This is a genomic window from Nocardia yamanashiensis (assembly GCF_021183565.1).
Taxonomy (GTDB): domain Bacteria; phylum Actinomycetota; class Actinomycetes; order Mycobacteriales; family Mycobacteriaceae; genus Nocardia; species Nocardia yamanashiensis.
The window spans coordinates 4,747,251-4,771,887 of the sequence record NZ_CP089226.1; the positions used below are offsets into that span (position 1 = coordinate 4,747,251).

Sequence of the window (24,637 nt, forward strand, 5' to 3'; positions counted from 1 at the left end):
GTGCGGTCCGGGCTCACCGCGCCGCCGTGGCCTCGGTCGCGACCCGCACGTCGACCGCGCCCGGGGCCTTGCCGTCCAAGGCCAGCAGCAGGTCGGCGACGAATTGCAGCACCTGCACATCGCGCACCCGCTCCGCGCCCACACTGTCCTCCACCCGCGGCAGCGGCAACTGCACGATGCCGGTGGTCGGGCGGTAGGTGGCGTTCGGGTAGAGCCGCTTGAGCCGCAACTGCTTGGAGTCGGGCAGCTGCATGGGCGACACCTTGAGAGTGGTTCCGGTGACGCCGATCTCGGCGATCGAGTACTCGCGCGCCAGCAGCCGCAGCTTGGCCACCGACACCAGCCGGCCCACCTCCACGGGCAGCGGGCCGTAACGGTCCACCAGTTCCTCGACCACGGCCGCCAGCCCGGAATCGTCCTGGGCGGCGGCGAGTTTGCGATACGCCTCCAGACGCAGGCGGTCGGAGCCGATGTAGTCGGGCGGGATGTGCGCGTCCACCGGCAGGTCGATGCGGACCTCCTTGACCTCCTCGTCCACGGTGATGGGCCGGCCGTCGGCGGCGGCACGGTACGCCTCCACCGCCTCGCCGACCAGGCGCACGTAGAGGTCGAAGCCGACGCCCGCCACGTGACCGGACTGTTCCGCGCCGAGCACATTGCCCGCGCCGCGAATCTCCAAGTCCTTCATGGCGACCGCCATACCCGCGCCCAGATCCGAGTTCTGCGAGATGGTGGCCAGGCGGTCGTAGGCGGTCTCGGTGAGCGGCTTCTCCGGCGGGTACAGGAAGTAGGCGTACCCGCGCTCGCGGGACCGGCCGACGCGGCCGCGCAGCTGGTGCAGCTGCGAAAGGCCCAGCGCGTCAGCGCGTTCCACGATCAGGGTGTTGGCATTGCTGATGTCCAAACCGGTTTCGATGATGGTGGTGCACACCAGCACGTCGAACTCGCGCTCCCAGAAGCCCTGCACGGTCTTCTCCAGCATGTCCTCGTTCATCTGGCCGTGCGCCACCACGACCCGCGCCTCCGGCACCAGATCGCGAATCCGCTTGGCCGCCTTGTCGATCGAGGCGACCCGGTTGTGCACGTAGAACACCTGGCCGTCGCGCAGCAGTTCGCGGCGCACCGCGGCGGCCACCTGCTTGTCGTTGTACGCGCCGACATAGGTGAGCACCGGGTGGCGTTCCTCGGGCGGGGTGAGGATGGTCGACATCTCGCGAATGCCGGCGAGGGACATTTCCAGGGTGCGCGGAATCGGCGTGGCGGACATGGTGAGCACGTCCACGTGCGTGCGCAGCGCCTTGATGTGCTCCTTGTGCTCGACGCCGAAACGCTGTTCCTCGTCGATGATGACCAGGCCGAGGTCCTTCCACCGCACACCGGTCTGCAGCAGCCGGTGGGTGCCGACCACGATATCGACGTCCTTGGTGGTCATGCCCTCCAGGATTTCCCGGGATTCGGCGGTATCGGTGAAGCGGGACAGGCCCTTCACCACCACCGGGAATCCGGCCATGCGCTCGGTGAAGGTCTGCAGATGCTGTTGCGCCAGCAACGTGGTCGGCACCAGCACGGCGACCTGTTTGCCGTCCTGCACCGCCTTGAAGGCCGCGCGCACCGCGATCTCGGTCTTGCCGTAGCCGACGTCACCGCAGATGACGCGGTCCATCGGCACCGACTTCTCCATATCCGATTTCACTTCGGCGATGGCGGAGAGCTGGTCCTGGGTCTCGGTGAACGCGAACGCGTCCTCCATCTCCTGCTGCCACGGGGTGTCCGGGGCGAAGGCGTGACCGGGGGCGGCCTGGCGGGCGGCGTAGAGCTGCACCAGTTCGGTGGCGATCTCGCGAACCGCCTTGCGGGCCTTGCGTTTCGTGTTCTGCCAGTCCGAGCCGCCCAGCTTGGACAGCGACGGCATCTCGCCGCCGACGTAGCGGGAGAGCTGGTCCAGGGAGTCCATCGGGACGAAGAGGCGGTCGCCGGGCTGGCCGCGCTTGCTGGGCGCGTATTCGATGACCAGGTATTCGCGGCGGGCGCCGGCGATGGTGCGCTCGATCATCTCCACGAAGCGGCCGATGCCGTGCTGGTCGTGCACCACCATGTCACCGGCGGTGAGGGCCAGCGGATCGACCTGGTTGCGGCGTTTGGCGGGCAGTTTCTTGCCCTCGCCGGGTGCGGTGACGCGATTGCCGGTGAGGTCGGATTCGGCGACGACGACCAGTTTGGCGTCGTCGAAGACCACGCCGTCGTGCAGCGAACCGCACAGCACGCCGACCAGTCCGCGCACCGGTTCGGCGCCCGCGGCCAGGGGTGCGGCGGGGACCTCGGCGTCGGCCAGGCGTTCCTGAATGCGTTGCGCCGTACCGTGTCCCGCCACCACGATTACGGCGCGGCCGCCGGTGGAGACGTGGGCGCGCAGCGAGGCGAAGATGGTGGCGACGAGTTCCTCGGAACCGCGCGCGGACGGGGCGGCCAGCACCGCGAGCACGATCTCGTCCGGGTGGTCGGCGGCGAGCGGGCTCAGCGTCCACCAGGGCAGGCCGTGCCGGTCCGCGTCGGCGTGCACTTCGTCCAGGCCGCGGTAGGAGGACGCGGCGAGGTCCAGGCCGTACGCGCCGAGCGGGGCCGCGCCGCCGAAGGACGCGGCCGTCCAGGAGGCTTCCAGGAACTCCTGACCGGTGCGGACCAGGTCGGCGGCGCGGGTGCGGATCTTCTCCGGATCGCACAGCAGCACATGGGTTTGCGCGGGCAGCACGTCGGTGAGCAATTGCAGTTCGCCCGGCTGCAGCACCGGCAGCAGCGCTTCCATGCCCTCGACCGGTACGCCCGAGGAAAGCTTGTCGAGCATTTCCACCAGGGCGGCGTCGGCCGGGTTCTCGGTGGCGACTTCGGCGGCGCGGGCTCGCAGCTCGTCGGTCAGCAGCAGTTCGCGGCAGGGCTGCGCGACCACCATGTCGACCGGATCATCGTGCAGCGACCGCTGGTCGGCAACCGCGAAGGAGCGCAGCTCCGACACCTCGTCGCCCCAGAACTCCACGCGCACCGGATGATCGGCGGTCGGCGGGAAGATATCCAGGATGCCGCCGCGCACCGCGAACTCGCCGCGCTTGCCGACCATGTCGACCCGCTCGTAGGCGAATTCCACCAGCCGCGTGAGCAATTCGTCGAAATCGAACTCGGTGCCGCGCCGCAGCACCACCGGCTCGATATCGCCCAGCCCGTGCGCCATCGGCTGCATGAGCGAACGCACCGTCGTCACGATCACCCGCAGCGGGGCGCCGTAGATCCCCTCGTCCGGATGCGCCAGCCGCCGCAGCACCTGCATCCGCTTGCCGACGGTGTCCGCTCCCGGTGACAGCCGCTCGTGCGGCAGCGTCTCCCAGGACGGGAACAACGCGACGCTGTCCCCGAGTATCTCCGCCAGCTCCGCCGCCAGATCGTCGGCCTCCCGCCCGGTGGCGGTGACCACCACCAGCGGCCGCTCCCCGGCAATGGTGGCGGCCACGAACGGCCGCACCGCCGAGGGCGCCACCAGCATGGCCGAGTCGCGCCCGATCAGGTCTCTGACCTGCTGGAGAGCGGCATCGGCACCAGCCACCGCGGCCAGTCCCGCCAAAGGTGGACGATGCTCGGGCATAAGGAGACTCCTGGGCGCAGATCAGCGTTTCAGCACGACCAACCCACTCTAGTCGCCCACCCCGACACCCCCGTCAACCAACTCTCGGAGCTCTCAGGGGCAAGCCCCTGAGGACCCCAGGAGTGGGTTTACTGCACGTAGCGGCGGAGGCGGCGGGCGGCGAATTCGCGGAAGTAGGCGACCTTCTCGTCCGGGACGATGGAAGGGAGGAGGAAGAACCAGGCGCGTTCCATGCGGGTCGCCATCTGGTCGATGGATTCGGTGCTGACGGCGACGATGTGGACGCCGGTGGTCATCTCCTGCAGCAACAGGCCGATGGTCTCCGGGTCCAGGTCCGGCTTCAGGTCGCCCTGCTGGATGGCGCGTTCGGCGAGCAAACGGTGCGTCTCGCCCCAGGTCTTGGCGATATTGTCACCGGCCGCGCCGCGGTAGTCGCCGATCTGATGGGTGAGCTTGAGCATCGCGCCGACCATCGGATCGTTCATGGTCAGATCCGCCACCACGTAGGTGATTCCGATGCAGGCCTCGAGCGCCGGCACGCGGGGATCGAAGAAACCCTGGCAGGCGCTGACCAGTCGCTCGTTGCCCTGATCGACGACGGCGCGCGCGAGTTCTTCCTTGGAGCCGAAGTGAAAGTACAAGGCGCCCTTGGTCACATTCGACTGCGCGATGATCTCGGACAGGGACGCGTTCGCGTAACCCAGCCGCAGAAAGACATCGGCCGCGCCCGCGAGCACGGAATCGCGAGTGATCTCCGCACGCGCTTGCCTAGCCATCAGATCCGCCTGTCATCAAACCAGCCATCCTGAAGTAGACCGACATCCCGAAGTTGACCGACATCACAGTTCGAACAGCACTCGAAGGATGGGTGAACCGTACCACCCGGCTGCGCGATGCCAGCCGATTCGAGCATTCGGCCCGTCCTCCTTCGCAATTCGCTGGTTAACTGTCCAGTTCTACCGCCCGACAACGGACGTATCAGACCGTTGGGTTCTTTAAACCTTTGCCGCTCGGCCATTCCGAGGCGAGTTTCGGTTCCGACTCCAGATGGGTCAGACCGTTCCAGCACAGGTTCACCAGATGCGCGGCAACCACTTCCTTGGAGGGTTGCCGTTCGTCGAGCCACCAGGTGGCCGCCGTCGCGACCATCCCGACCAGCGCCTGCGCGTAGAGCGTGGCAAGCGAGGTGTCGAACCCGCGGCGCTCGAAATCCCCGGCGAGAATGTGCGCCACCTGATTCACCGCCTCGTTCAGCAGCGAGGAGTACGTGCCCTCGGCCGCCGACACCGGTTGATCCCGCATCAGAATCCGGAACCCGTCGGTGCGCTCCTCCATATAGGTGAGCAACGCCAGCGCCACCTGCTCCAGCCGCACCCGCGACCGGTTCTGCGTCAGCGATTCCCGGATCATCTCGAGCAAGGTAGACATCTCGCGATCGACCACGACCGCGTACAACCCTTCCTTGCCCCCGAAGTGCTCGTACACCACCGGTTTCGACACCTGCGCCCGCTGCGCGATCTCCTCTATCGAAGTCGCGTCGTACCCACGCTCCGCGAACAGCGCCCGCCCGATCTCGATGAGCTGCTGCCGCCGTTGGGTTCCGGTCATGCGCGGGCGGGACACGCGGCCCCCCTCACCCGAACTCATCGCTCCGCCTCCCTGCACATTCCGTACGTCCGTCCTGCTAACTGTTCCAGACACTCGCAGTCAAAGCATCGTGGGGACCGCCTGCGAGCTCCTCGAGACTTCGCAAACCTAACAACTGATCACGCAAGATCCGGGTAACTCACCGGGGACGAGCCGAGTCGGGCACGTTCTGAACAGGGACTCCGCGACGAGACCGGACACGGCACTTGCCCGTCGGCAAAAATTCCCGGAGAGGCGGGGGAGTAAAAATTCGCGGAGAGGCGGGGGAGCATGCGAGTATCTACATCGCAATGCCAGTCATGCAGCCGCGCGAACCGTACGGTCCGCGGGGTGATTGATCCGCCGTAGTGTAATGGCAGCACCACTGATTTTGGTTCAGTTAGTCCAGGTTCGAGTCCTGGCGGCGGAGCTCTCGAGCGGGGGCACTATCGTTGCCCCGGCACATAGCCGACACAGCAAAACTGTGGGCGGCGCAACCAAGAACTCAGCACGATGACCGGCAGCCGAGGGAGATCCATGCCACAGCAGACCGCCGTCGTCGTTCTCGCAGCCGGTGCCGGAACTCGAATGCGGTCCAAGACCCCCAAGGTATTGCACCCGCTGGCCGGCCGCAGCATGCTCGCACACGCGCTGCACGCGGCGAACGAGATCGACCCGACGTACCTCATCACGGTGGTGGGACACGACCGCGAAGCGGTCGGCGCCGCCGTCACCGAGGTGGCCGCAGAACTCGGCCGTGACATCGACCGCGCGGTCCAGGAAGAACAGCTCGGCACCGGCCACGCCGTGCAGTGCGCGCTCACCGAGATCCCGGAGGATTTCGACGGCGACCTGCTCGTCACCTACGCCGATGTGCCGCTGCTGGACGGACATACGCTCTCCGCCCTGCTCGACGAGCACCGCAGCTACTCCGACGGTTCGGCCGCCACCGTGCTGACCTTCGAACCCGAGGACGCCAACGGTTACGGCCGCATCGTGCGCGATGCCGAGGGCCGGGTGCTGGAGATCGTCGAACACGCCGACGCCACCCCGGAACAGGCCGCCCTCACCGAAGTCAATTCCGGCGTATACGTTTTCGACGCCCGGGTGCTGCGGGTGATGCTCTCCCAGATCACCACCGCCAACGCCCGCCACGAGCTCTACCTCACCGATGTGCTGAAGCTGGCCCGCGAGGCCGGGCACGCCGTTCACGGTGCGCGCCTGCTGGATTCGGCCAAGGTCACCGGCGTCAACGACCGGGTGCAGCTGGCCGACGCGGGCCGCACGCTCAATCGCTACATCGTGGAACGGCACATGCGCGCCGGGGTCACCATCGTGGATCCGGCCAGCACCTGGATCGACGGGAATGTGCAGATCGGCCGGGACGCGGTCATCCGGCCGGGCGTACAACTGCTGGGCCACACCGTGATCGGCGAGGACGCCGAGATCGGCCCGGACTCCACCCTGACCGACGTGGTGGTCGGCGACGGCGCGAAAGTCGTTCGCGCGCACGGCGAGAAGTCCACCATCGGCGCCGGCTGCAATGTCGGCCCCTTCACCTACCTGCGGCCCGGCACCGTCATCGGCGAGGACGGCAAGCTGGGCGCGTTCGTGGAGACCAAGAACGCCACCATCGGCGCGCACTCCAAGGTCCCGCACCTCACCTATGTCGGCGACGCCACCATCGGCGAGCACAGCAATATTGGCGCGTCGAGCGTGTTCGTCAATTACGACGGGGTCAAGAAGCATCACACCGTGGTCGGTTCGCATGTTCGCACCGGCAGCGACACCATGTTCGTCGCACCTGTGACAGTGGGTGACGGAGCGTATACCGCAGCAGGTACTGTGCTGCGTAGAAATGTTCCACCGGGGGCTCTCGCGGTGTCGGGTGGAGCACAGCGCAATCTCGAAGGCTGGGTGCAGCGCAATCGCCCCGGCACCGACGCGGCCAAGGCAGCGGAAGCGGCACTGGCGGCCAACGAAATTTCCAACGAGCAAAAGGATGGCGAACGTCCGTGACCGCGTTCTCTACCGACAACCAGAAGAACCTGATGCTGTTCTCGGGACGCGCTCATCCCGAGCTGGCGGAAGAGGTGGCGAAGGAACTCAATGTTCACATCACCCCTCAGACCGCCCGGGATTTCGCCAATGGCGAGACCTTCGTCCGGTTCGAGGAATCGGTTCGCGGTTCTGATGCCTTCGTGCTGCAGAGCTTCCCGGCCCCGCTGAACCAGTGGGTCATGGAGCACCTGATCATGATCGACGCACTCAAGCGCGGTTCGGCCAAGCGCATCACCTCGGTACTGCCGTTCTACCCGTACGCGCGCCAGGACAAGAAGCACCGCGGTCGTGAGCCCATCTCGGCTCGCCTGATCGCCGACCTGCTGAAGACCGCGGGCGCGGACCGCATCATCACCGTCGACCTGCACACCGATCAGATCCAGGGCTTCTTCGACGGGCCGGTCGATCACATGCACGCCATGGTGCAGCTGGTCGAGTACATCCGGAACAACTACGCGCTCGACAATATCGCCGTGGTGTCCCCGGACGCCGGTCGCGTGAAGGTCGCCGAGAAGTGGGCGAACGCGCTGGGCGACGCGCCGCTGTCGTTCATCCACAAGACCCGCGACCCGCTGGTGCCGAACCAGATCACCGCCAACCGCGTGGTCGGTGAGGTCGAGGGCCGCATCTGCATCCTGATCGACGACATGATCGACACCGGTGGCACCATCGCCGGCGCCGTCAAGGTGCTCAAGGAAGCCGGCGCGCTCGACGTGGTCATCGTGACCACCCACGGCGTGCTCTCGCACCCGGCCGCCGAGCGCCTCGCCAACTGCGGCGCCAAGGAAGTCGTGGTCACCAACACGCTGCCGATCAGCGAGGACAAGCGCTTCCCGCAGCTGACCGTGCTCTCGATCGCCCCGCTGCTGGCGCAGACCATCCGCGAGGTCTTCGAAAACGGCTCCGTCACCGGCCTTTTCAACGGGTCGGCGTAGAGACAACTCTCGTAACTCTCAGGGGCTACGCCCCCGAACCCCCAGATCGACAGCGCCGCCGTGCCAGTAGGTACGGCGGCGCTTCGTTGTGTGGTGGAGGAGGAACGCCTCCGCACCGGGCACATCGCCGCGGCACTGCCCCACCACCACGGGCCTCCCACGGCGGCGCTCGGCTCCAGACCTCGCGCGGCGCTTCGACCCTCCCTCTACCCGATCCTCACGCCCGCCGTGCCGCCAAGGCACGGCGGGCGTTTTCGTTTTCTGCTCACCGGGCACTTTGGTATCGAGCGGGTGCCAATCGACACCTGTGCCGGGGCGCGGCGGTAGCGTTGAGCGCGAACTCGGCGGTTTGCTACTGGTGCGCTGATGCGCGGAGAGGTGAGGCCGTATGGACGACCGGCGCAACGATGACGAGGACCAGTTGATGGACGAGGTCTTCGACACCGACGACGTCGAGGACCTCGACTACGACCTGGGTGACGATGATCAGGCCGATGAGGTTCGCGAGTACGAGCGGTACATCACCGACCCGCCCGAGGATCTGGTGATCCGCAATCGCGAGAGCGACGACGACGGCCGGTTGGGCATCGGCGAGGAACTCGATCAGGAATGGACCCGGCGCCGGCGGCGCGAGGAGTACCGGTCCGAGGACGACCGGCCCGCCGAGGTCGCCGCCATGGACATCATCGACGAACCCGGCGACTGAGGCTCCACTGTTTCGTTTCGGGCGCCCGGCTGTGATAACCATGGGGGGCTGTTCACACCACATCGAGGAGGGCGCGACATGAGCACGCCGCCGAATGAACCGCAATCCGACTCCGGCTCGGGTGAGCTCTTCAAGAAGAAGGACGCCCCCGAGGCCGCCGAATCCGCACCGGCGCCGAGCTCCGAAGCCGCCACGGGCTCCGAACCCACACCGGGCACCACGTCCACGCCTGGCTCCGAATCCGCGCCGGGCCCGCGTGCCGAACCCGTTCCGGGTATCCCGCAGCCGCAGGACGACATCACCATGCACTACCGGCCCGGCGCGGCGCCCGATGCGGGGTATCCGCCGTACCCGGGCAGCACTCCCCCGCCTCCGCCGGGCGGACAGCAGCAGGGGTATCCGGCGGGCGGTCAGTACGGCTACCCGCCCATGGGTTCCCAGCCCGGGGGTTATCCACAACCGGGATACGGACAGCAGGGATACGGGCAGCAGCCGGGCGCGGCGGGGCAGCCGGGTGGATTCCCGGCCTATCCGCAGCAGCCCTACGGTCAGCAGCCGTACGGCCAGGGCTATCAGCCCTACGGCCAGCCGCCGCAGCAGCACACCGGCCCGCAGGTGTTCTCCATCATCGGATTCATCTGCGCCGCCATCGCATTGATCTTCTGCCCGCCGGGGTTCGGCATCGCCGGCATCGTGCTCGGCATCGTCGGCCACAACAAGGGCGAGGCGCTGGGCAAGTGGGCGGCCATCGCGGCGGGCGTGTGCATGGTGCTGGGTTTGGTGATCGGTTTCTTGATCATCGACAGCGGAATGATCCCGACCGACAGCTGATATGACGCGATTCGACGGATTCCCGCTCGCCGGGCTCGATTTCTACGAGGACTTGGAAGCCGACAATTCCAAGGCCTTCTGGAATGCCAACAAGAAGGTCTGGGAGGAGTCGGTCCGGGACCCGATGAAAGCCCTTGCCGCCGAACTGGAAAGCGATTTCGGCACGGCCAAGATCTTCCGGCCGTACCGGGACGTGCGGTTCGCGGCGGACAAGACGCCGTACAAGAACCATCAGGGCGCGATCGTGCACACCGCGCAGTTCGGCGGCTGGTACGTGCAGATCAGCGCGGCCGGGCTGTTCGTGGCGGGCGGGATCTACGCCGCGCCGCCCGCCCAGCTGGCGGCGCTGCGCATCGCCATCGCCGATGACGTGCGCGGGCCGGAGCTGGAGGGCATACTGGCGCGGCTGATCTCGGCCGGCTACGAGATCGGCGGCGACAAGCTCAAGACCAAACCCAAGGGTTACGAGCTCGACCATCCGCGCATCGATTTGCTGCGGCACAAATCCCTCACCGCCGGAAAGCAATTCGGCGCGCCGAAATGGCTGACCACGCCGCGCGCCCGGGACGAGATCCGGAAAGCGTGGGAAAAACTGCGGCCGCTCAACGATTGGCTGGCGGCGGTCACCGAGCAGAAGTAGCTCAGTCCGGTCCGTCCTCGCGCGCTTCGCGCCGGATGGACCGGACGCTGAGCCCGATCGTCATCAGGGCGCTCGCCGCGATCAGCGCGGCAACCTGGGTGCGCGCCAGGCGATTCCGGCGGCACGGGACCACGAAGTCGGGTCCGGTGCAGCCGGGATCGCGGCAGATGGCGGGTCCGGTCCATTCGTGCCGGGGCGCGACCACCGAACCGCAGTCCACATCACCGGCCGGATGCGGGAGCGGGAGCAACAGCAGCGCACCCGCGCCGGCGAGCAGCAGCAAACCCGCCACCAGCCACAACCGGGCCCGGCGCCAGCCCAGCAACGACGGCAGAGCTACGCAAAAGGCGGCGACTCCGAGGACGAGGCCGAAAATCTCCCACGGCTTCACTGTCCCCGATCCTAGATCGGGGACAGGTCAACCACCGCCGGAATTGCCGGTTTACTACCGGCGCTCGGCCAGCAAAAGCGCGAACCGCTCATCCGGATCGGTCCACACCCGCTCGGTCGCGAAACCCGCTGCGCGCAACTCGGATTCGAGTCCCGCACGCTGAAACTTCGCGGAGATCTCGGTGCGCATCTGCTCGCCCGCCGCGAACTCCACGGTCATGTCGAGCTCCGGAATGCGCACGGTCATATCGGCCGTCGCCTCCAGCCGCATCTCGATCCACTCGTTCTCGGCATCCCATAGTGCGATGTGCCGGAAGCGTTCCGGATCGAAGTCCGCGCCCAGCCGCGCGTTGAGCACATGCAGCACATTGCGATTGAACTCCGCGGTCACGCCGGCCGCATCGTCGTAGGCCGGCACCAGCACCGCCGGGTCGATCACCAGCCCCGCACCCAGCAGCAACTGTTCCCCCGGCTCCAGCACCTGGTGAATCCCGCCCAGGAACTCGGCCCGCTCCTGCGGCACCAGATTCCCGATGGTCCCGCCCAGGAACGCGATCATGCGCCGCCCGCCGCGCGGCAGGTTCTCCAGCGTGGCCGTGAAGTCGCTGACCACCCCGTGCACGCTCAGCCCCGGGAACTCCGCCGCCACCTCGTCCGCCGAAGCGGTCAGCGCCGCCACCGAAACATCCTGCGGCACATACTTCTTCAACGGCCCTTCGGCGGTGAGCGCCTCGAGCAGCAGCCGCGTCTTGGCCGCCGACCCCGCCCCCAGCTCCACCAGCACCTCGGCCTGCGCGATCCGCGCGATCTGCCCGACCACCCGCTCCAGCAGCGCCCGCTCGGTCCGGGTCGGGTAGTACTCCGGCAGTTCGGTGATCTGCTCGAACAGTTCGCTGCCCCGAGCATCGTAGAACCACTTCGGCGGCAACGATTTCGGCGAAGCGCTCAGTCCCTGGCGCACATCGGCCCGCAGCGCCGCGGTCATATCGTCGTCGGTCAGATGAATCTCCAGCGTCGCCGAGGTCATGAACCAGCCCTTTCGTCATCGGTTTCGAGCGATTCGACGGTCAGCGACCCTGGCCGGACGACCACCAGCTGCCGGTCCGCAAGGGACCGCCAGCGGGCATCGTCGTCATACGGCTCCGAGGCCACCACCGCGAATTCATCGGTGACCAGCACCGCCAAAGAGTGGTGCCACGTTGTGGCCCACACCGTTTCCCCATCCCCCAGCAATAAGTTCAATCGCGCCTGCGGCGACCGAGCCAGCACCGCCCGAACCACTTCCCGCAGCACGGTTCCCGGTGTCGTCTCCCCGGCTGCCGATTCCGGCGCGTCCGCGCGGGTGAGCAGGCCGTGCAGGATCACCCACAGCGTGGCGGAATCGGTGAGCGATTCCGCCTCCAGCAGCGACGGCGCACCGAATTGCGCCGCGACATCGGTCAGGGTCCGGCGCCAATCCGGAATCGCCCCGTTGTGGCTGAAAGCCCAGTGGCCGTGCGTGAACGGCGCACAGGCGCCACGTTCGACCGGCATGCCGACCGTCGCCGATCGAATCGCCGCCAGTACGGCGGTGGATCGAAGTTGCGGCAGCACTTCCTCGACCGCCGGATCGGTCCAGATCGGCGCGGCATTGCGGTAGCGGCTCACCGTCGCCGCGCGATCCACCGCGGTATCGCGGGGATCGCCGGTCGCGCCGCCGTGCCAGGTGACGCCGGCGCCGTGGTCGGCGGGCGCCGCATCGGCGGGCAGCCACCAGGCGACGCCGAAACCGTCGGCATTGATGGTGCCGCCATCCCGCATTTCACGCGGCGCCCAGGACTGGGTACGCAGGGAATGCGTGCCGCGGGTGAGCAGTTCGCCGACCGCTGTCGGCGGGCCCAGGTAGGCCAGGTGACGGCACATCAGTATTCGTCCGGGCGTAGGTCTCTGGCCAAGCGGAAGCCGGAGAAGATCTGGCGGCGGATGGGGTGATCCCAATTGCGGAAGGTGCCGCGGACCGCCACCTGATCGGCGGCGAAGGAACCGCCGCGCAGCATCTTGTAGTCGCCGCCGAAGAAGACATCGGAGTATTCGGCGTAGGGGAAGGCGCGGAAACCGGGGTAGGGGTCGAAACCCGAAGCGGTCCACTCCCAGACGTCGCCGATGAGGTGGTGCACGCCGGACGGGGAAGCGCCTTCCGGATACGCGCCGATGTCGGACGGTTCCAGGTGGCGCTGGCCGAGATTGGCGGTGGCCGCGGTGGGATCGGCGTCGCCCCAGGGGTAGCGGCGGGTGCGGCCCGACGCGGGGTCGAAGCGGGCGGCCTTCTCCCATTCGGCTTCGGTGGGCAGGCGCTTGCCCGCCCAATTGGCGTAGGCCTCGGCTTCGAACCAGCAGACGTGCACCACCGGCTGATGCGGGCGGACCGGCTGCATGGTGCCGAAAACCCGCCGCCACCACTGGCCGCCCGCGTCCCGCTCCCAGAATTGCGGGGCGGTGAGGTTCGCTTCGAGGCGGTGCGCCCAGCCGCGCTCGGACCAGAGTTCGGGGCGGTCGTAGCCGCCGTCGGCGAGGAAGGCCAGGTACTGCTCGTTGGTGATCGGCGCCGCGTCGATGGCGAAGGCGGGCACGTGGACCGGGTGCGCGGGGCGTTCGTTGTCCAGGGCCCACGGGTCGGTGTCGGTGCCCATGACGAATTCGCCCGCGGGGATGATCACCTCGCCGGAGACGTGCACCCGGGACGGCGGCGGGGCGGGCGCCGACAGCACCGCCTCGCCGGTGCGGAGCTGATGCGTGGCCAGCATGGTTTCGTCGTGCTGCTGCTCGTGCTGGGCGATCATGCCGAAGGCGAACCCGCGGTTCACCAGCTCATCGCCGCGTAACGGACTGTGCTCCAGCACATCCAGCACCTTGTCGCGGACGGTGCCCACATAGGTGCGCGCCTCCACCGGGTTCAGCAGCGGCAGCGCGGGGCGATCCGCGCGCGCGTGCTTGAAGGCGTCGTAGAGGTGATCGATATCAGCGCGCACGGGTTCCCGGCCGCCGACATCCCGCACCAGCCACAGCTCTTCCTGATTGCCGATATGCGCGAGATCCCACACCAGCGGGCTCATGATCCGCGAATGCTGGGCCACCAGTTCGGCTTCGTCCACGCACTCGGTGAGACCGGCGGTGCGGCGGCGGGCGCGATCCAGGGTGTCGGCGATCTTGGTGCGGAGCTGTTCGGTCTCGGCGCGATCCGCGCCCGGGAGGTGAATGGTCATGAGAGAACTCCGAATTCGGTCATCGAGGTCGGGACGGCGGCATCCTCGGCACGGCGGCGCGGCGCGGGACGGCCCGGCGCGGGCAGCCCGGCCTGACGGTGGCGCGGTGGCGCGGTGCGGGTGCCGATCACGAGTGGTCCTCGGTCGGGGTGCGGCCACTGCGACATCGCTCCGCCGCGGCGGTCAGTTCGGCTGCCGCCGTTTCGGTTTCGGCGTGCGCGGCGGCCAGGTCGAACAGATCCACCGCGGCGGCGCGCAATTCGGGATCGGCCAGGCCGTATCGAGCCGCGTCGGTCCATCGGTCGGCGGTGGGCTTGGCCAGGGTGGTCGCCTCGGCGACGAGCTCCGGGCGAGACAACAGCGCGTCGAAGACGTGGATCGGCACCGTCCAGGTGTCGCCCGGCTGCGCGTCCAGGTAGCGGACCTCGAGGTGCCCCGAGGCCCGGACCGGCGGAAACAGCGTGGTCAGGTGGTAGTCGAGGTCGGCGCGGGTGGGCCGGCGGCCGAGTTCGTCGTCCAGCGCACCGCACAACCAGTCCGCGAAGGTGGCGCCCGGCGGAGCCGTCCAGTCCACGTCCTGGTCGCAGCGCACGCACAGCAGCGGAACGTCCAGGGCCCAGTGCGCGTACCCCGCGATCGGATCGGCCCAATCCTGTACGGAGGGCCGGGTGCGCAGCGGATCGAGCCGCATCCAGGCCCGCATGCGCTGCGAGGCCCACTCCCCCGGCGGCGCGCCCGCCAGCACCGGTGAGCAGGCGAAACCGGCCAGCAGCGCCGGTCCGACGCTGTAGAGCAGGGTCCAGCGCGCCGCCACTTCGGCGGCATCGGCCCCGGCGTCCACGCTGACCTGGGTGGCGGCGGTATTGCACATCATGAGCGCGCCGAACGGCCCGATACCGGCGAAGGACCGTTCCATGGCGCGATAGCGCGGTAGCCGCAGCACACGCTGCGCGGTCCGACTCGCGTCGGCGGCGGCGGAAAAGGTTCGAATGCCCCGGGATTCGAGCAACTCCCGCAGGCGGGAGGCATCGGCGCGCAGACTCGCGGCGAGCTCGGCGGCGGAGGCGAAAGGGGCGCTGGATAATTCGATCTGACCACCCGGTTCGATGGTCACCCGACTGCCACCCGGCAGCGCCACGGCCGGGGAATCGGGCGAGATGGACTGTGGCGTATGGATTCCCAGCGCGTCCGCCAGCACAGTCAGGTCCGGACGCGGATCCGATACCGAACTCCCACCCTGGGCGGTGAGCCATTCCAGTTCGGCCCCGATCAGGCTCGGTGGGCCCACCTTGAAGCAGACGCCGCCGATATACGCCTCGGCGGCCGCGCGGGAGGAGAACCCGACATCGGGCGACTGTTCGGTGCGGGATTCGGGCATCACCGTCACTGCCATGCCAACCTCCACTCCTCGGGCCGGCGGTCAGCCGACCCAAACCAGGGTAGCGACGGACTCCGACAACAAATCTGACGTTTTGGAGAACACACCACCCGTTATGGTCGATTCCATGGTGAACATCGCGCGGTTGCGCGCCGATACCCCGGGCTGCGAGAACCAGGTGTTCCTGGACAGCGCCGGTTCCTCCCTGCCCCCGCGGATCGTCGTCGACACCACCGTCGCCCACCTGCGCCGCGAGGCCGAGATCGGCGGTTACCGGGCCGCCAGCGAGCGCCTGGAGGACCTGCACGGCGTCAAGGTAGCCATCGGTGAACTGATCAATGCCGGGCCCGAAGCCATCGCGCTGAGCGACAGCGCCAGCCGGTCCTGGACCGACTTCTTCTACTCGATTCCGCTGGGCCCCGGCGACCGGATCCTGATCTCCGGCGCCGACTACGCCAGCAATGCCATCGCCGCCCTGCAGCGCGCCCGGCACAGCGGCGCGGTGGTGGAGGCCATCCCCAGCGACGGCAGCGGGCAGCTGGATCTCGACGCGCTGGCGGGCATGCTCGACGAACGCGTGAAAATCGTGTCGCTGGTGCATGTTCCGACCAACGGCGGCCTGGTGAACCCGGTCGCCGAGGCGGCCCGCATCGCGCACGGGGTGGGCGCGCTGGTACTGCTGGACGCCTGCCAGTCCGCCGGTCAGCTACCCCTGGACGTGGCCGAACTGGAGGTGGACGCGCTCTCGGCCACCGGCCGCAAATGGCTGCGCGGGCCGCGCGGCACCGGTTTCCTGTACGTCCGGCCCGAGCTGGCCGCCACCATGGAACCGGGCCGGCTGGACCTGCACAGCGCCGCCTGGACCGGTCCGGACGAGTACACCCTGGCCCCCGACGCCGGTCGTTTCGAGTTCTGGGAATGCGATGTGGCGGCCCGGCTCGGTCTCGGGGCGGCAGTGCGCTATCTGCTCGACCTCGGCCCCGCCGCGGTGTACGCGGCCATCGCCGAGCGCGCGGAGTACCTGCGCAAGACCCTGCAGGAGATCTCCGGCGTCACCGTGCGGGATCGCGGCACCCAGCACGCGGGCATCGTGTCGTTCACCGTGGACGGGCTGGAACCGATCGCGGTGCGCGACCGCCTGGCGGGCGAATCGATCACGGTGACGGTCAGCCATCGCGGTTCCACGCTGCTGGACATGACCGATCGCGGGCTCGGCTCGGTGGTCCGCGCCTCCCCGCACTGCTTCGTGAGCTTCGAGGATCTCGACCGATTCGCCGGAGTTCTCACGAATCTCACCGCCTGAACACGTACCGACCTCCCCGAAACGGTTAACAGGGTCCGCCGGCAGCGGGATAGTTAGAGATATCCCGGCCGGAATCTGCGTTGAGGGAGTTGGACCATGAGCCGGTTCACCGACGAGATGTACGCGACGGCCCAGCACTCTGCGCGCGGCTTGGTGACCGGCGAGCCGGACGCACCACTCCGGCAGACCTGGGGCGAAATCCACGGCATCGCACGGGCAATGGCGGGCGGACTGGCCGCGGCGGGCATCGGGCGGGGCGACGCCGTCGGCGTACTGGCCGGTATGCCAGTCGATATCGCGCCCGCCTGCCAGGCGGTCTGGATGCGCGGCGCGTCGATCACCATGCTGCATCAGCCCACTCCGCGCACCGATCTCCAGATGTGGGCCCACGACACCGAAACCGTGCTGAACATGATCGAAGCGCGCGCGGTGATCCTGGGCGCGCCGTTCGAGATCGCCGAGCCGCTGCTGCGCGAACGCGGCATCAATGTGGTGACCATCGGCGCCATGCGGGCGGGTGAACCCATCGACCCGCTGCCCACCGGCGAATCCGATATCGCCCTGCAGCAGTTGACTTCCGGATCGACCGGTTCACCGAAAGCGGTCCGCATCACGCACGGCAATTTCTTCGTCAATGCCTACGCCATGTTCGACCGCGTGAAATTCCAGCTGGACGACGACGTCATGGTGAGCTGGCTGCCGCTCTTCCACGATATGGGCATGGTCGGATTCCTCAGCGTCCCCATGCAATTCGGCGCGGAAGTGGTGTGCGTGACGCCCCTGGACTTCCTGGCCCGGCCCATCCTGTGGGCGGAACTGATCTCGAAATATCGCGGCACCGTCACCGCCGCACCGAATTTCGCGTATTCGCTGCTCGCGCGCCGGTTGCGCAACGCCCCCGACGGCGCGGTGGATCTGAGCAGTGTGCGCTACATGTGGAACGGCGCGGAACCGGTGGACGCCGACACCATGGACGCGCTCGCCGACGCCGGAAAACGGTTCGGGCTCAATCCCATGGCGCTCACCCCGGTGTACGGCATGGCCGAAACCACCCTGGCGGTGTCCATCCCGGATCCAGGGCTGGGCCAGGTCCTGGACGTGGTGGACGCCGACCTGCTGGAAGCGCTCGGCAAAGCGGTCCCGGTCCGGCATCCCGAACACCACCACGGCGGCATCCGGCGACTGCCCACCCTCGGCTATCTGGTCGACAATCTGGAGGGCCGGGTGGTGGACGCCGACCGGCAACCGCTCCCGGTGCGCAGCGTGGGCCTGATCGAATTGCGCGGCCCCGCGGTGACTTCCGGCTATGTCACCACCGCGGGCTTCCGCCCGGCACAGGACGCCGACGGCTGGCTCGACACCGGCGATATCGGCTATTTCACCGAGGACGGGCTGGTGGTGGTCTGCGGGCGCGTCAAAGACGTCATCATCATGGGCGGCCGCAATATCTATCCCACCGATATCGAGCGAGCGGCCTTGCGCGTCAAGGGAGTTCGCCCCGGCAATGCCGTCGCCGTGCGCCTGGACGCGGGCCAGAAACGCGAAAGTTTCGCGGTGGTGGTGGAATCCAACGACCACCAGAACCCGGACGAGGTCAAACGCATCGAGCACGAGATCGTGCACGCGGTGTTCTCGGAAGTGGGAGTACGCCCGCGCAGCGTGACCGTGCTCGGCCCCGGCGCGCTCCCGAAAACCTCGTCGGGCAAACTCCGTCGCTCCGCGACGGCAACGGCCTTACGTGACAACTGATTTCGCGACACTCAGCCGCGCGCTGAAGTCGCGGAGAGGCGGGGGCGCTCAGTGCAATTGGTTCTGCGCGGCTTCCAAGCCGACGCGGAGCAGCAATTCCACGGCGTCGGCGGCCTGCTCGACGATGACCGGGACTTCCTTGCGCTCCGGCGCGGAGAAGGGCTTGAGCACGTAATCGGCGGGATCCTGCCGGCCCGGCGGACGGCCGATGCCGAAGCGGACCCGCAGATAATCCTTGGTGGTGATGGCCTGCGAAATGGAGCGCAGGCCATTGTGCCCGCCCTCGCCGCCGCCCAGCTTGAGCCGGACCGCGCCGAAGGGCAGATCCAGCTCGTCGTGCACGACGATGATGTCGGACGCGGGCACATTGAAGAACTTCGCCAGCCCGGCGACCGGGCGGCCGGAGAGGTTCATATAGGTGCGCGGCTTGGCCAGCAGCACCTTGCGACCGTCCAGGCGCGCTTCCAAGAGGTCCGCACCGGACTTCTTGTGCACACCGAAACGGCCGCCGACGCGCTCCGCGAGCACATCGGCGACCATGAAACCGACATTGTGCCGGGTGCGCTCGTACTCGGGTCCGGGATTACCCAGTCCGACCACGAGCGCGGGCCCGGCCGTTGCCTCAGTCATAGGACAGCTGTCGCCTCAGTCCGGAAACCGTTGGGAGACGGAATTACTCGGCGGCTTCCTCGGCGGGAGCCTCGGCCTCTTCCTCGGCGGCGGCGGCCGGGGCGGCGATGATGTTGACGATCAGGGCCTCGGCATCGCCGGCCAGGGTGACGCCCTTCGGCAGCGCGATGGAGCCGGCGAGGATCTGGGTGCCGGCCTCGGCGCCCTCGATCGAAACCTCGATGGACTCGGGGATGTGCAGAGCCTCGGCCTCGATGGAGAGGGTGGTGGTCTCCTGGGTGACCAGGGTGCCGGAGGCGGCATCGCCGGTCAGGGCGACGTGCACGTCGGCGGTGACCTTCTCGCCACGACGCACGATCAGCAGATCGGCGTGCTCGATGTAGCGGCGGATCGGGTGCACGACGACCGACTTGGTCAGCGCCAGCTGCTTCTTGCCCGCGATGTCCAGGTTCAGCACGGCGTTGGTGCCGTGCTCACGCAGGATGGCGGCGAAATCGCGCGCGTTGATCGACAGGTGCTGCGGCTCTTCGTTGTGGCCGTAGAGCACGGCGGGCACATTGCCGTCACGACGGGTGCGGCGGGCAGCGCCCTTGCCGAACTCGGTGCGTACAGAGGCTGCGAGAAGGCTGGCGTCGGACATGATTGTCTACTCCTACGGCTCGTCCGGGCTGTAATGTCAGCTGTCGCCAGGGGACGGTGCACCCTGACTGTGTTCGTCTGCTTCGTCATCGGCGAAGAACGAACGGGGACGGCTGAAGTGGCCGAGCCGCGTCGATCACGGTGGGCAGCTAGTGCCACACCCTCGCCGAGACAACCTGAGAACTCTAACATGCAGAAATTCCCTCTTTGCAGCGGGGGGCTCCGCCCCCGGCCCCCCGAAAGAATTAGGGGATTCGGGGGCGGCCCCCGAACCCCCGTCCCGGGTCGGTACGTCCGCTATGCGGCGGATCTCTTGAAAGAGGCGGCGTAGCAATCGACGTAGGGGCGGCCGGAGCGGCGGACCAGTTCGGCCATGAGTTCGTCGGTGGCGGTGCGCACCCCCTGCTGGTCCGCGGGGAGGAAGTAGCGGGGGCGGCCGAAGGAGACTCGGACCTTCGCGAAGCGCAGGAGTTTGCGATTGCGCGGGTTGACCTTGTCGGTTCCGGAGAGGACGACCGGTACGACGGGAGCGCCGGTTTCCATCGCGACCCGGATGACACCGGTGCGGCCCCTATAGATACGGCCGTCGGGCGAGCGCGTGCCTTCGGGATGAATCCCCCAGATGCCGCCGCCTTCGAGAATGCGGGTGGCCGCGGCGAGGGAAGCGGATCCGGCGGTGCCGCCGGTGCGATCGACGGGAACCTGACCGGTCGCTTTCATCACCCAGCGATTGATCCGGCCGCGCACGCCTTCACCGGTGAAGTACTCCTGCTTGGCGATGAAGGTGACCGGCCGATCCAGCACCAGGCACAGGTAGAGCGAATCGACCACCGCCAGATGGTTGGCCGCGATGATCACCGGCCCGTCCTTCGGAACATGGTGCAGCCCTTCGACCTTCGGCCGCCCGACCAGCCGCAGCAGCGGACCCACCAGCACGTGTTTCAACAGCCAGTACCACATGATTACCTCCCCGGATGAGCTTGTAGACACTGTCTACCATCGGATAGACAGTGTCTACAACACTTTCGGGGAGGTTGCGATGAGAATGACCGGCATGGGAGTCGAGGAACCACTGCGCGAACGATTGGTCAGCGCCGGCGTCGACCTGCTCGAGCAGGTGGGCGCGGGACAACTCGGCCTGCGCGCCATCGCCCGCGAAACCGGCGTCTCGCACGGCGCGCCCCGCCGCTACTTCCCCACCCACAATGCGCTGCTGGCCGCCGTCGCGGTGCGCGGCTACGCCGATCTGAAGTCCAGACTCGAAGCGGCGCAAGGGAATACGGCCATCGAACGGGTGGAACGCGCCTGCCGAGCCTACCTCGATTTCGCCGTCGAGCGCCCCGAGATGTTCACCCTCATGTTCCGCCACGACCTCCTCGAAGGCGCGGGCGCGGACCTGCGCCGCACCACCACGCTCCCCATGTTCCGCTGGTGGCGCGAGCTCGTCGCCGCCTGCGCCGACGACCCCACCGGCGAGCGCGCGCTCAACCTGTGGACCAACCTGCACGGCATCGCGACCGTGGTGGTCAACCGCAGTATCGAGGCCGTCGCCCCGGGCGCGGACCCCGGACGCCTGGTGGCCGGGGCGGTCGCGAAACATCTGGCCTAGTACCCTGGACCGGTTGCCTCGTCCGCACAAAAGGAGTCCCCCGTGAGTTCCCCGACCTCCAGCGCGCCCGCATCGTCTTCCGGGCGGCTGGCCGACGAGGCGGCACGGCGGCGCACCTTCGCGGTCATCTCGCATCCGGACGCCGGTAAATCCACGCTCACCGAAGCGCTGGCGTTGCACGCCAAGATGATTTCCGAGGCGGGCGCCATCCACGGCAAGGCGGGCCGCAAGGCCACCGTCTCGGACTGGATGGAAATGGAGAAGGCGCGCGGCATCTCGGTCTCCTCCACCGCGCTGCAGTTCGAATACGGCGACTGCGTGATCAACCTGGTCGACACCCCCGGCCACTCCGACTTCTCCGAGGACACCTACCGGGTGCTCACCGCGGTCGACGCCGCGGTCATGCTGATCGACGCCGCCAAGGGCCTGGAACCGCAGACGCTCAAGCTCTTCCAGGTCGCGCGCGATCGCGGCATCCCGGTCATCACCGTCATCAACAAGTGGGACCGCCCGGGTCAGGCGCCGCTGGAACTGCTCGACGAGATCATCGAGCGGATCGGCCTCACCCCCACCCCGCTGTTCCTGCCGGTCGGCATCGCGGGCGACTTCCGGGGCCTGCTGCGCCGCGGCGAAGAGGGCGCGCCCACCGAGTACATCCACTTCACCCGGACCGCGGGCGGCGCGACCATCGCGCCCGAGGAGCACTACACGCCCGAGCAGGCCGCCGAGCGCGAAGGCGACGTCTGGCTCAATGCCGCCGAGGAGAGCGAACTGCTCTCCGCCGCCGGTCAGGACCACGATCAGGAACTGTTCCTGGCCGGGCACACCTCGCCGGTCATCTACGCCTCGGCCATGCTGAATTTCGGTGTGCGCCAGCTCCTCGACACGCTCGTCGAACTCGCGCCGCCGCCGCGCGCCCGCAAGGACGTGAACGGCAATCCGCGCGAGACCACGCAGCCCTTCAGCGCCGTCATCTTCAAGGTGCAGGCCGGGATGGACACCGCGCACCGCGACCGGCTGGCCTTCATGCGCATCGTGTCCGGCGAATTCGAGCGCGGGATGGTGGTGACGCACGCGCAGACCGGGCGGCCGTTCGCCACCAAGTACGCGCTCACCGTGTTCGGCCGCGAGCGCACCACCGTCGACACCGCTTACCCGGGTGACGTGGTGGGTCTGGTGAACGCCACCGCGCTCGCGCCCGGGCACACGCTGTACGTGGACAAGAAGGTGGAATTCCCGCCGATCCCGTCCTTCGCGCCCGAGCATTTCGCGGTGCTGCGCGCCCAGTCGGCGGGCAAGTACAAGCAGTTCCGCAAGGCCATCGACCAGCTCGATTCCGAGGGCGTGGTGCAGGTGCTGCGCAACGACGTGCGCGGCGACGCCTCGCCGGTGCTGGCGGCCGTCGGTCCCATGCAGTTCGAGGTGATGACCGCCCGCATGCTGGGCGAGTACAACGTCGAGACGCAGCTGGACAATCTGCCGTACCAGCTGGCCCGCAAGACCGATGCCGCGTCGGCGGAGGAATTGCATCGCCAGCGCGGCGTCGAGGTGTTCACCCGGACCGACGGGGTGCTGCTGGCGCTGTTCTCGGACAAGTGGCGGTTGCAGTACATCGCCAAGGAGATGCCGGAGCTGACCCTCGAATTGCTGGTCGCCGGAACCGAATAAGGCTCAGCCGAGCGTTCCCGAGCCATCCGGATTGGATGGTTCGGTGCGCGGGGCGTCCGCCGGATCGCGGGCGATCAGGCCCCAGCGGCTGGAGGTCAGGCGCAGGCTGGGCAGATCCGACAGCGACAGCACCACCTCGTAGGTGCGCTCGTATCCGGTGTGCGCGATCCGCCATTTGCCGTCTTCGCAACGTACGTACTGGTCGGAATAGAAGGCCGCGCCGCGCAGCAGCATATTGTGGCCCGGAATGAGCACGGTGTCGGCCAGATACCAGGTCCCGGTGGCAGTATCCCCGTCCACATCGATTTCCGGGTGGTCACAGCGGTGTTCGGTGATCACGTGCGGGCCGAGCGTATTGCGCATGAAGGCGAGGAAGGCATCGCGCGATTCGAACTGGAGGTATTCGCTGTAGGTAGCGGTGGCCTCCGGGATCATCGTGTCCGCGAACTCCTCCCACGCCTTGGTGTCCAGGGCGCGGAGGTACCGGAACTTCAACCGGCTGATAGCGGCGACGGCCTCGGAGTCCATACCTCCCACAATCCCATCAGGGATGCGGAACCTTCGCCGATTGCGGCAGATCTGTACCGGATTGCTATCAGAGCGCCACGTACGGAAGGGGGTTCGAGGGCCCGATCCCCACGAGCCCCCCGCCGGATCCGGATCCGCTCAGTTGCCGATGCTGAAGCAGGTGTTGCAGAAATCCTCGCCGAACTCGGTCAGCCGCAGGCTCTTTCGGACGATCTTGGGGACCCGGCCGGCCTTCTTCAGGGCGGTCTCCACCACCGGCTGCACCTCGAGCACCATGTAGCGCGACAGCACCACCGGATCCTCGGAGGTCATGGTCAGCCCGAGCCGGCTCAGGTTGATCAGATAGTGCCGCGCCCGGTCCGGATACCGGACTCCCGCCTGCTCGGGCACCGAAGTCAGATCGCCCTGGACCAGTTCCGAACCGATGCCGAGCGGCCGATTGGTTCGCACATCCACCGACGGCTGCGGCCCGTTCAAGGCCATGAACCGCAGGATGCGCGCCTCATCGGGGGCGAGCTGATCGAGAATCCGGTCGTAGGCCGGGTGCACGTCCTCGGTGAAATACACGTCCGCGGACCGCGCCAGCAGCGCGTCCCCGCGACGGCGCAGTTCGTCCCCGCTCCCGGACCGCACCAGCCCGCCATTGATCGACGGCGGCGGCGCGCCCATGGGAGTCGGCACGTAGCTGACGATCTCGCGGACCGACCCCTCGGTCACGCCCAGCGCGCTGCGCGCGATCGAACGCAGCGCATTGCCCGTGCGTTCGGCGATATCCTGCGATGATTCCCCGTCGAGCGCGGCCTGGGTCAGTTGTTTGGTGATCTCGAGGCTGGTTCCGACCGCCCATTGACTACCGCGCACCGCGGTACCGGCGGCGAGACCCGCCGCCCGGAACACCCCGCGAATCAGTCTGGCCTCGTTACTGATAGCCCGCTGCTCCACATCGGCACTGCGTTCCACGGCACGGGAACCCGGACGGACCACTTCGCCGGTCCTGTCGTCTGCCACGTCCATCTCCGAATATCGCCAGGTGAACTAGATCGTTCACAGATTATTGCCGTCGCGGGACCC

23 protein-coding genes and 1 tRNA gene are annotated in these 24,637 nt (G+C 67.9%); 10 read left to right on the forward strand and 14 right to left on the reverse strand.

All coding sequences use genetic code 11. The features are described from left to right. Positions 1–13: 13 nt before the first annotated feature. The 3 genes from mfd to LTV02_RS22495 all read right to left on the reverse strand — a co-directional run bounded on the left by mfd (position 14) and on the right by LTV02_RS22495 (position 5,239). Positions 14–3,631 (reverse strand): transcription-repair coupling factor, encoded by a 3,618-nt coding sequence (mfd, locus tag LTV02_RS22485; protein ID WP_233033578.1) that lies wholly within the window; start codon positions 3,629–3,631, stop codon positions 14–16. 128 nt (positions 3,632–3,759) lie between these two features. After that, positions 3,760–4,407 carry a TetR/AcrR family transcriptional regulator gene (locus LTV02_RS22490; RefSeq protein WP_067710583.1) on the reverse strand — a complete coding sequence of 216 codons (648 nt, stop codon included), beginning with the start codon at positions 4,405–4,407 and terminating at the stop codon, positions 3,760–3,762. A 202-nt stretch (positions 4,408–4,609) separates the two neighbouring features. After that, positions 4,610–5,239: a TetR/AcrR family transcriptional regulator gene (locus LTV02_RS22495; RefSeq protein WP_067710582.1), complete on the reverse strand. Its 630-nt coding sequence runs from the start codon at positions 5,237–5,239 to the stop codon at positions 4,610–4,612. A 377-nt stretch (positions 5,240–5,616) separates the two neighbouring features. Between LTV02_RS22495 and LTV02_RS22500 the strand changes: the two genes are divergently transcribed. From LTV02_RS22500 to LTV02_RS22525, 6 genes are all read left to right on the forward strand, one after another. Next, positions 5,617–5,687 (forward strand) — tRNA-Gln (locus tag LTV02_RS22500). A gap of 107 nt (positions 5,688–5,794) precedes the next feature. Beyond that, on the forward strand, positions 5,795–7,276 hold the full coding sequence (glmU, locus tag LTV02_RS22505; RefSeq protein WP_067710581.1) for a bifunctional UDP-N-acetylglucosamine diphosphorylase/glucosamine-1-phosphate N-acetyltransferase GlmU: 1,482 nt from the start codon (positions 5,795–5,797) through the stop codon (positions 7,274–7,276). 32 nt (positions 7,277–7,308) lie between these two features. After that, positions 7,309–8,253 (forward strand): ribose-phosphate diphosphokinase, encoded by a 945-nt coding sequence (locus LTV02_RS22510; RefSeq protein ID WP_408639417.1) that lies wholly within the window; start codon positions 7,309–7,311, stop codon positions 8,251–8,253. 388 nt (positions 8,254–8,641) lie between these two features. After that, positions 8,642–8,959, forward strand: coding sequence for a hypothetical protein (locus tag LTV02_RS22515; protein WP_233033580.1), 318 nt, complete (start codon positions 8,642–8,644; stop codon positions 8,957–8,959). A gap of 78 nt (positions 8,960–9,037) precedes the next feature. Next, on the forward strand, positions 9,038–9,790 hold the full coding sequence (locus tag LTV02_RS39305) for a hypothetical protein (protein WP_269821550.1): 753 nt from the start codon (positions 9,038–9,040) through the stop codon (positions 9,788–9,790). 1 nt (position 9,791) lies between these two features. Continuing rightward, a complete protein-coding gene (locus LTV02_RS22525; protein ID WP_233033582.1) occupies positions 9,792–10,430 on the forward strand; it encodes a DUF2461 domain-containing protein in 639 nt (212 codons plus the stop codon). 1 nt (position 10,431) lies between these two features. Here LTV02_RS22525 and LTV02_RS22530 read toward each other — a convergent pair whose 3' ends face one another. From LTV02_RS22530 to egtA, 6 genes are read right to left on the reverse strand one after another with little or no spacing between them, the layout of a single operon-like run. Next, a complete protein-coding gene (locus LTV02_RS22530) occupies positions 10,432–10,821 on the reverse strand; it encodes a hypothetical protein (RefSeq protein WP_233033584.1) in 390 nt (129 codons plus the stop codon). Between the two features lie 54 nt (positions 10,822–10,875). Next, on the reverse strand, positions 10,876–11,847 hold the full coding sequence (egtD, locus tag LTV02_RS22535) for an L-histidine N(alpha)-methyltransferase (protein WP_233033587.1): 972 nt from the start codon (positions 11,845–11,847) through the stop codon (positions 10,876–10,878). Continuing rightward, on the reverse strand, positions 11,844–12,722 hold the full coding sequence (locus tag LTV02_RS22540; protein WP_233033589.1) for a class II glutamine amidotransferase: 879 nt from the start codon (positions 12,720–12,722) through the stop codon (positions 11,844–11,846). The genes egtD and LTV02_RS22540 overlap by 4 nt, the downstream gene beginning before the upstream one ends. Further along, entirely contained in the window at positions 12,722–14,062 is a 1,341-nt protein-coding gene (gene egtB, locus LTV02_RS22545) for an ergothioneine biosynthesis protein EgtB (protein ID WP_233033591.1), read from the reverse strand. The genes LTV02_RS22540 and egtB overlap by 1 nt, the downstream gene beginning before the upstream one ends. Next, on the reverse strand, positions 14,059–14,193 hold the full coding sequence (locus tag LTV02_RS39310; protein WP_269821551.1) for a hypothetical protein: 135 nt from the start codon (positions 14,191–14,193) through the stop codon (positions 14,059–14,061). Before LTV02_RS39310 ends, egtB begins: the two co-directional genes overlap by 4 nt. Next, on the reverse strand, positions 14,190–15,455 hold the full coding sequence (gene egtA / locus LTV02_RS22550; protein WP_233033594.1) for an ergothioneine biosynthesis glutamate--cysteine ligase EgtA: 1,266 nt from the start codon (positions 15,453–15,455) through the stop codon (positions 14,190–14,192). The genes LTV02_RS39310 and egtA overlap by 4 nt, the downstream gene beginning before the upstream one ends. Before the next feature lie 112 nt (positions 15,456–15,567). Here egtA and LTV02_RS22555 point away from each other — a divergent pair, with 112 nt between their 5' ends. Beyond that, entirely contained in the window at positions 15,568–16,743 is a 1,176-nt protein-coding gene (locus LTV02_RS22555; protein WP_233033596.1) for an aminotransferase class V-fold PLP-dependent enzyme, read from the forward strand. Positions 16,744–16,839: 96 nt separating this feature from the next. Next, positions 16,840–18,492: a fatty acyl-AMP ligase gene (locus LTV02_RS22560; RefSeq protein ID WP_233033598.1), complete on the forward strand. Its 1,653-nt coding sequence runs from the start codon at positions 16,840–16,842 to the stop codon at positions 18,490–18,492. A gap of 48 nt (positions 18,493–18,540) precedes the next feature. Here LTV02_RS22560 and pth read toward each other — a convergent pair whose 3' ends face one another. The 3 genes from pth to LTV02_RS22575 all read right to left on the reverse strand — a co-directional run bounded on the left by pth (position 18,541) and on the right by LTV02_RS22575 (position 20,721). Beyond that, positions 18,541–19,122 carry an aminoacyl-tRNA hydrolase gene (gene pth, locus LTV02_RS22565; RefSeq protein WP_233033606.1) on the reverse strand — a complete coding sequence of 194 codons (582 nt, stop codon included), beginning with the start codon at positions 19,120–19,122 and terminating at the stop codon, positions 18,541–18,543. Positions 19,123–19,165: 43 nt separating this feature from the next. Beyond that, on the reverse strand, positions 19,166–19,762 hold the full coding sequence (locus tag LTV02_RS22570) for a 50S ribosomal protein L25/general stress protein Ctc (protein WP_067710571.1): 597 nt from the start codon (positions 19,760–19,762) through the stop codon (positions 19,166–19,168). Between the two features lie 296 nt (positions 19,763–20,058). Further along, on the reverse strand, positions 20,059–20,721 hold the full coding sequence (locus LTV02_RS22575; protein WP_233033608.1) for a lysophospholipid acyltransferase family protein: 663 nt from the start codon (positions 20,719–20,721) through the stop codon (positions 20,059–20,061). A 94-nt stretch (positions 20,722–20,815) separates the two neighbouring features. On the opposite strand from LTV02_RS22575, the gene LTV02_RS22580 reads away from it, so the two are divergent. After that, a complete protein-coding gene (locus LTV02_RS22580; protein ID WP_233033611.1) occupies positions 20,816–21,370 on the forward strand; it encodes a TetR/AcrR family transcriptional regulator in 555 nt (184 codons plus the stop codon). Between the two features lie 42 nt (positions 21,371–21,412). Beyond that, positions 21,413–23,038: a peptide chain release factor 3 gene (locus tag LTV02_RS22585; protein WP_067710569.1), complete on the forward strand. Its 1,626-nt coding sequence runs from the start codon at positions 21,413–21,415 to the stop codon at positions 23,036–23,038. Between the two features lie 3 nt (positions 23,039–23,041). On the opposite strand, the gene LTV02_RS22590 is transcribed toward LTV02_RS22585, so the two are convergent. Continuing rightward, entirely contained in the window at positions 23,042–23,566 is a 525-nt protein-coding gene (locus LTV02_RS22590; RefSeq protein WP_067710568.1) for a nuclear transport factor 2 family protein, read from the reverse strand. Positions 23,567–23,704: 138 nt separating this feature from the next. Next, on the reverse strand, positions 23,705–24,580 hold the full coding sequence (locus LTV02_RS22595; RefSeq protein ID WP_067710567.1) for an Abi-alpha family protein: 876 nt from the start codon (positions 24,578–24,580) through the stop codon (positions 23,705–23,707). Positions 24,581–24,637 lie beyond the last annotated feature (57 nt).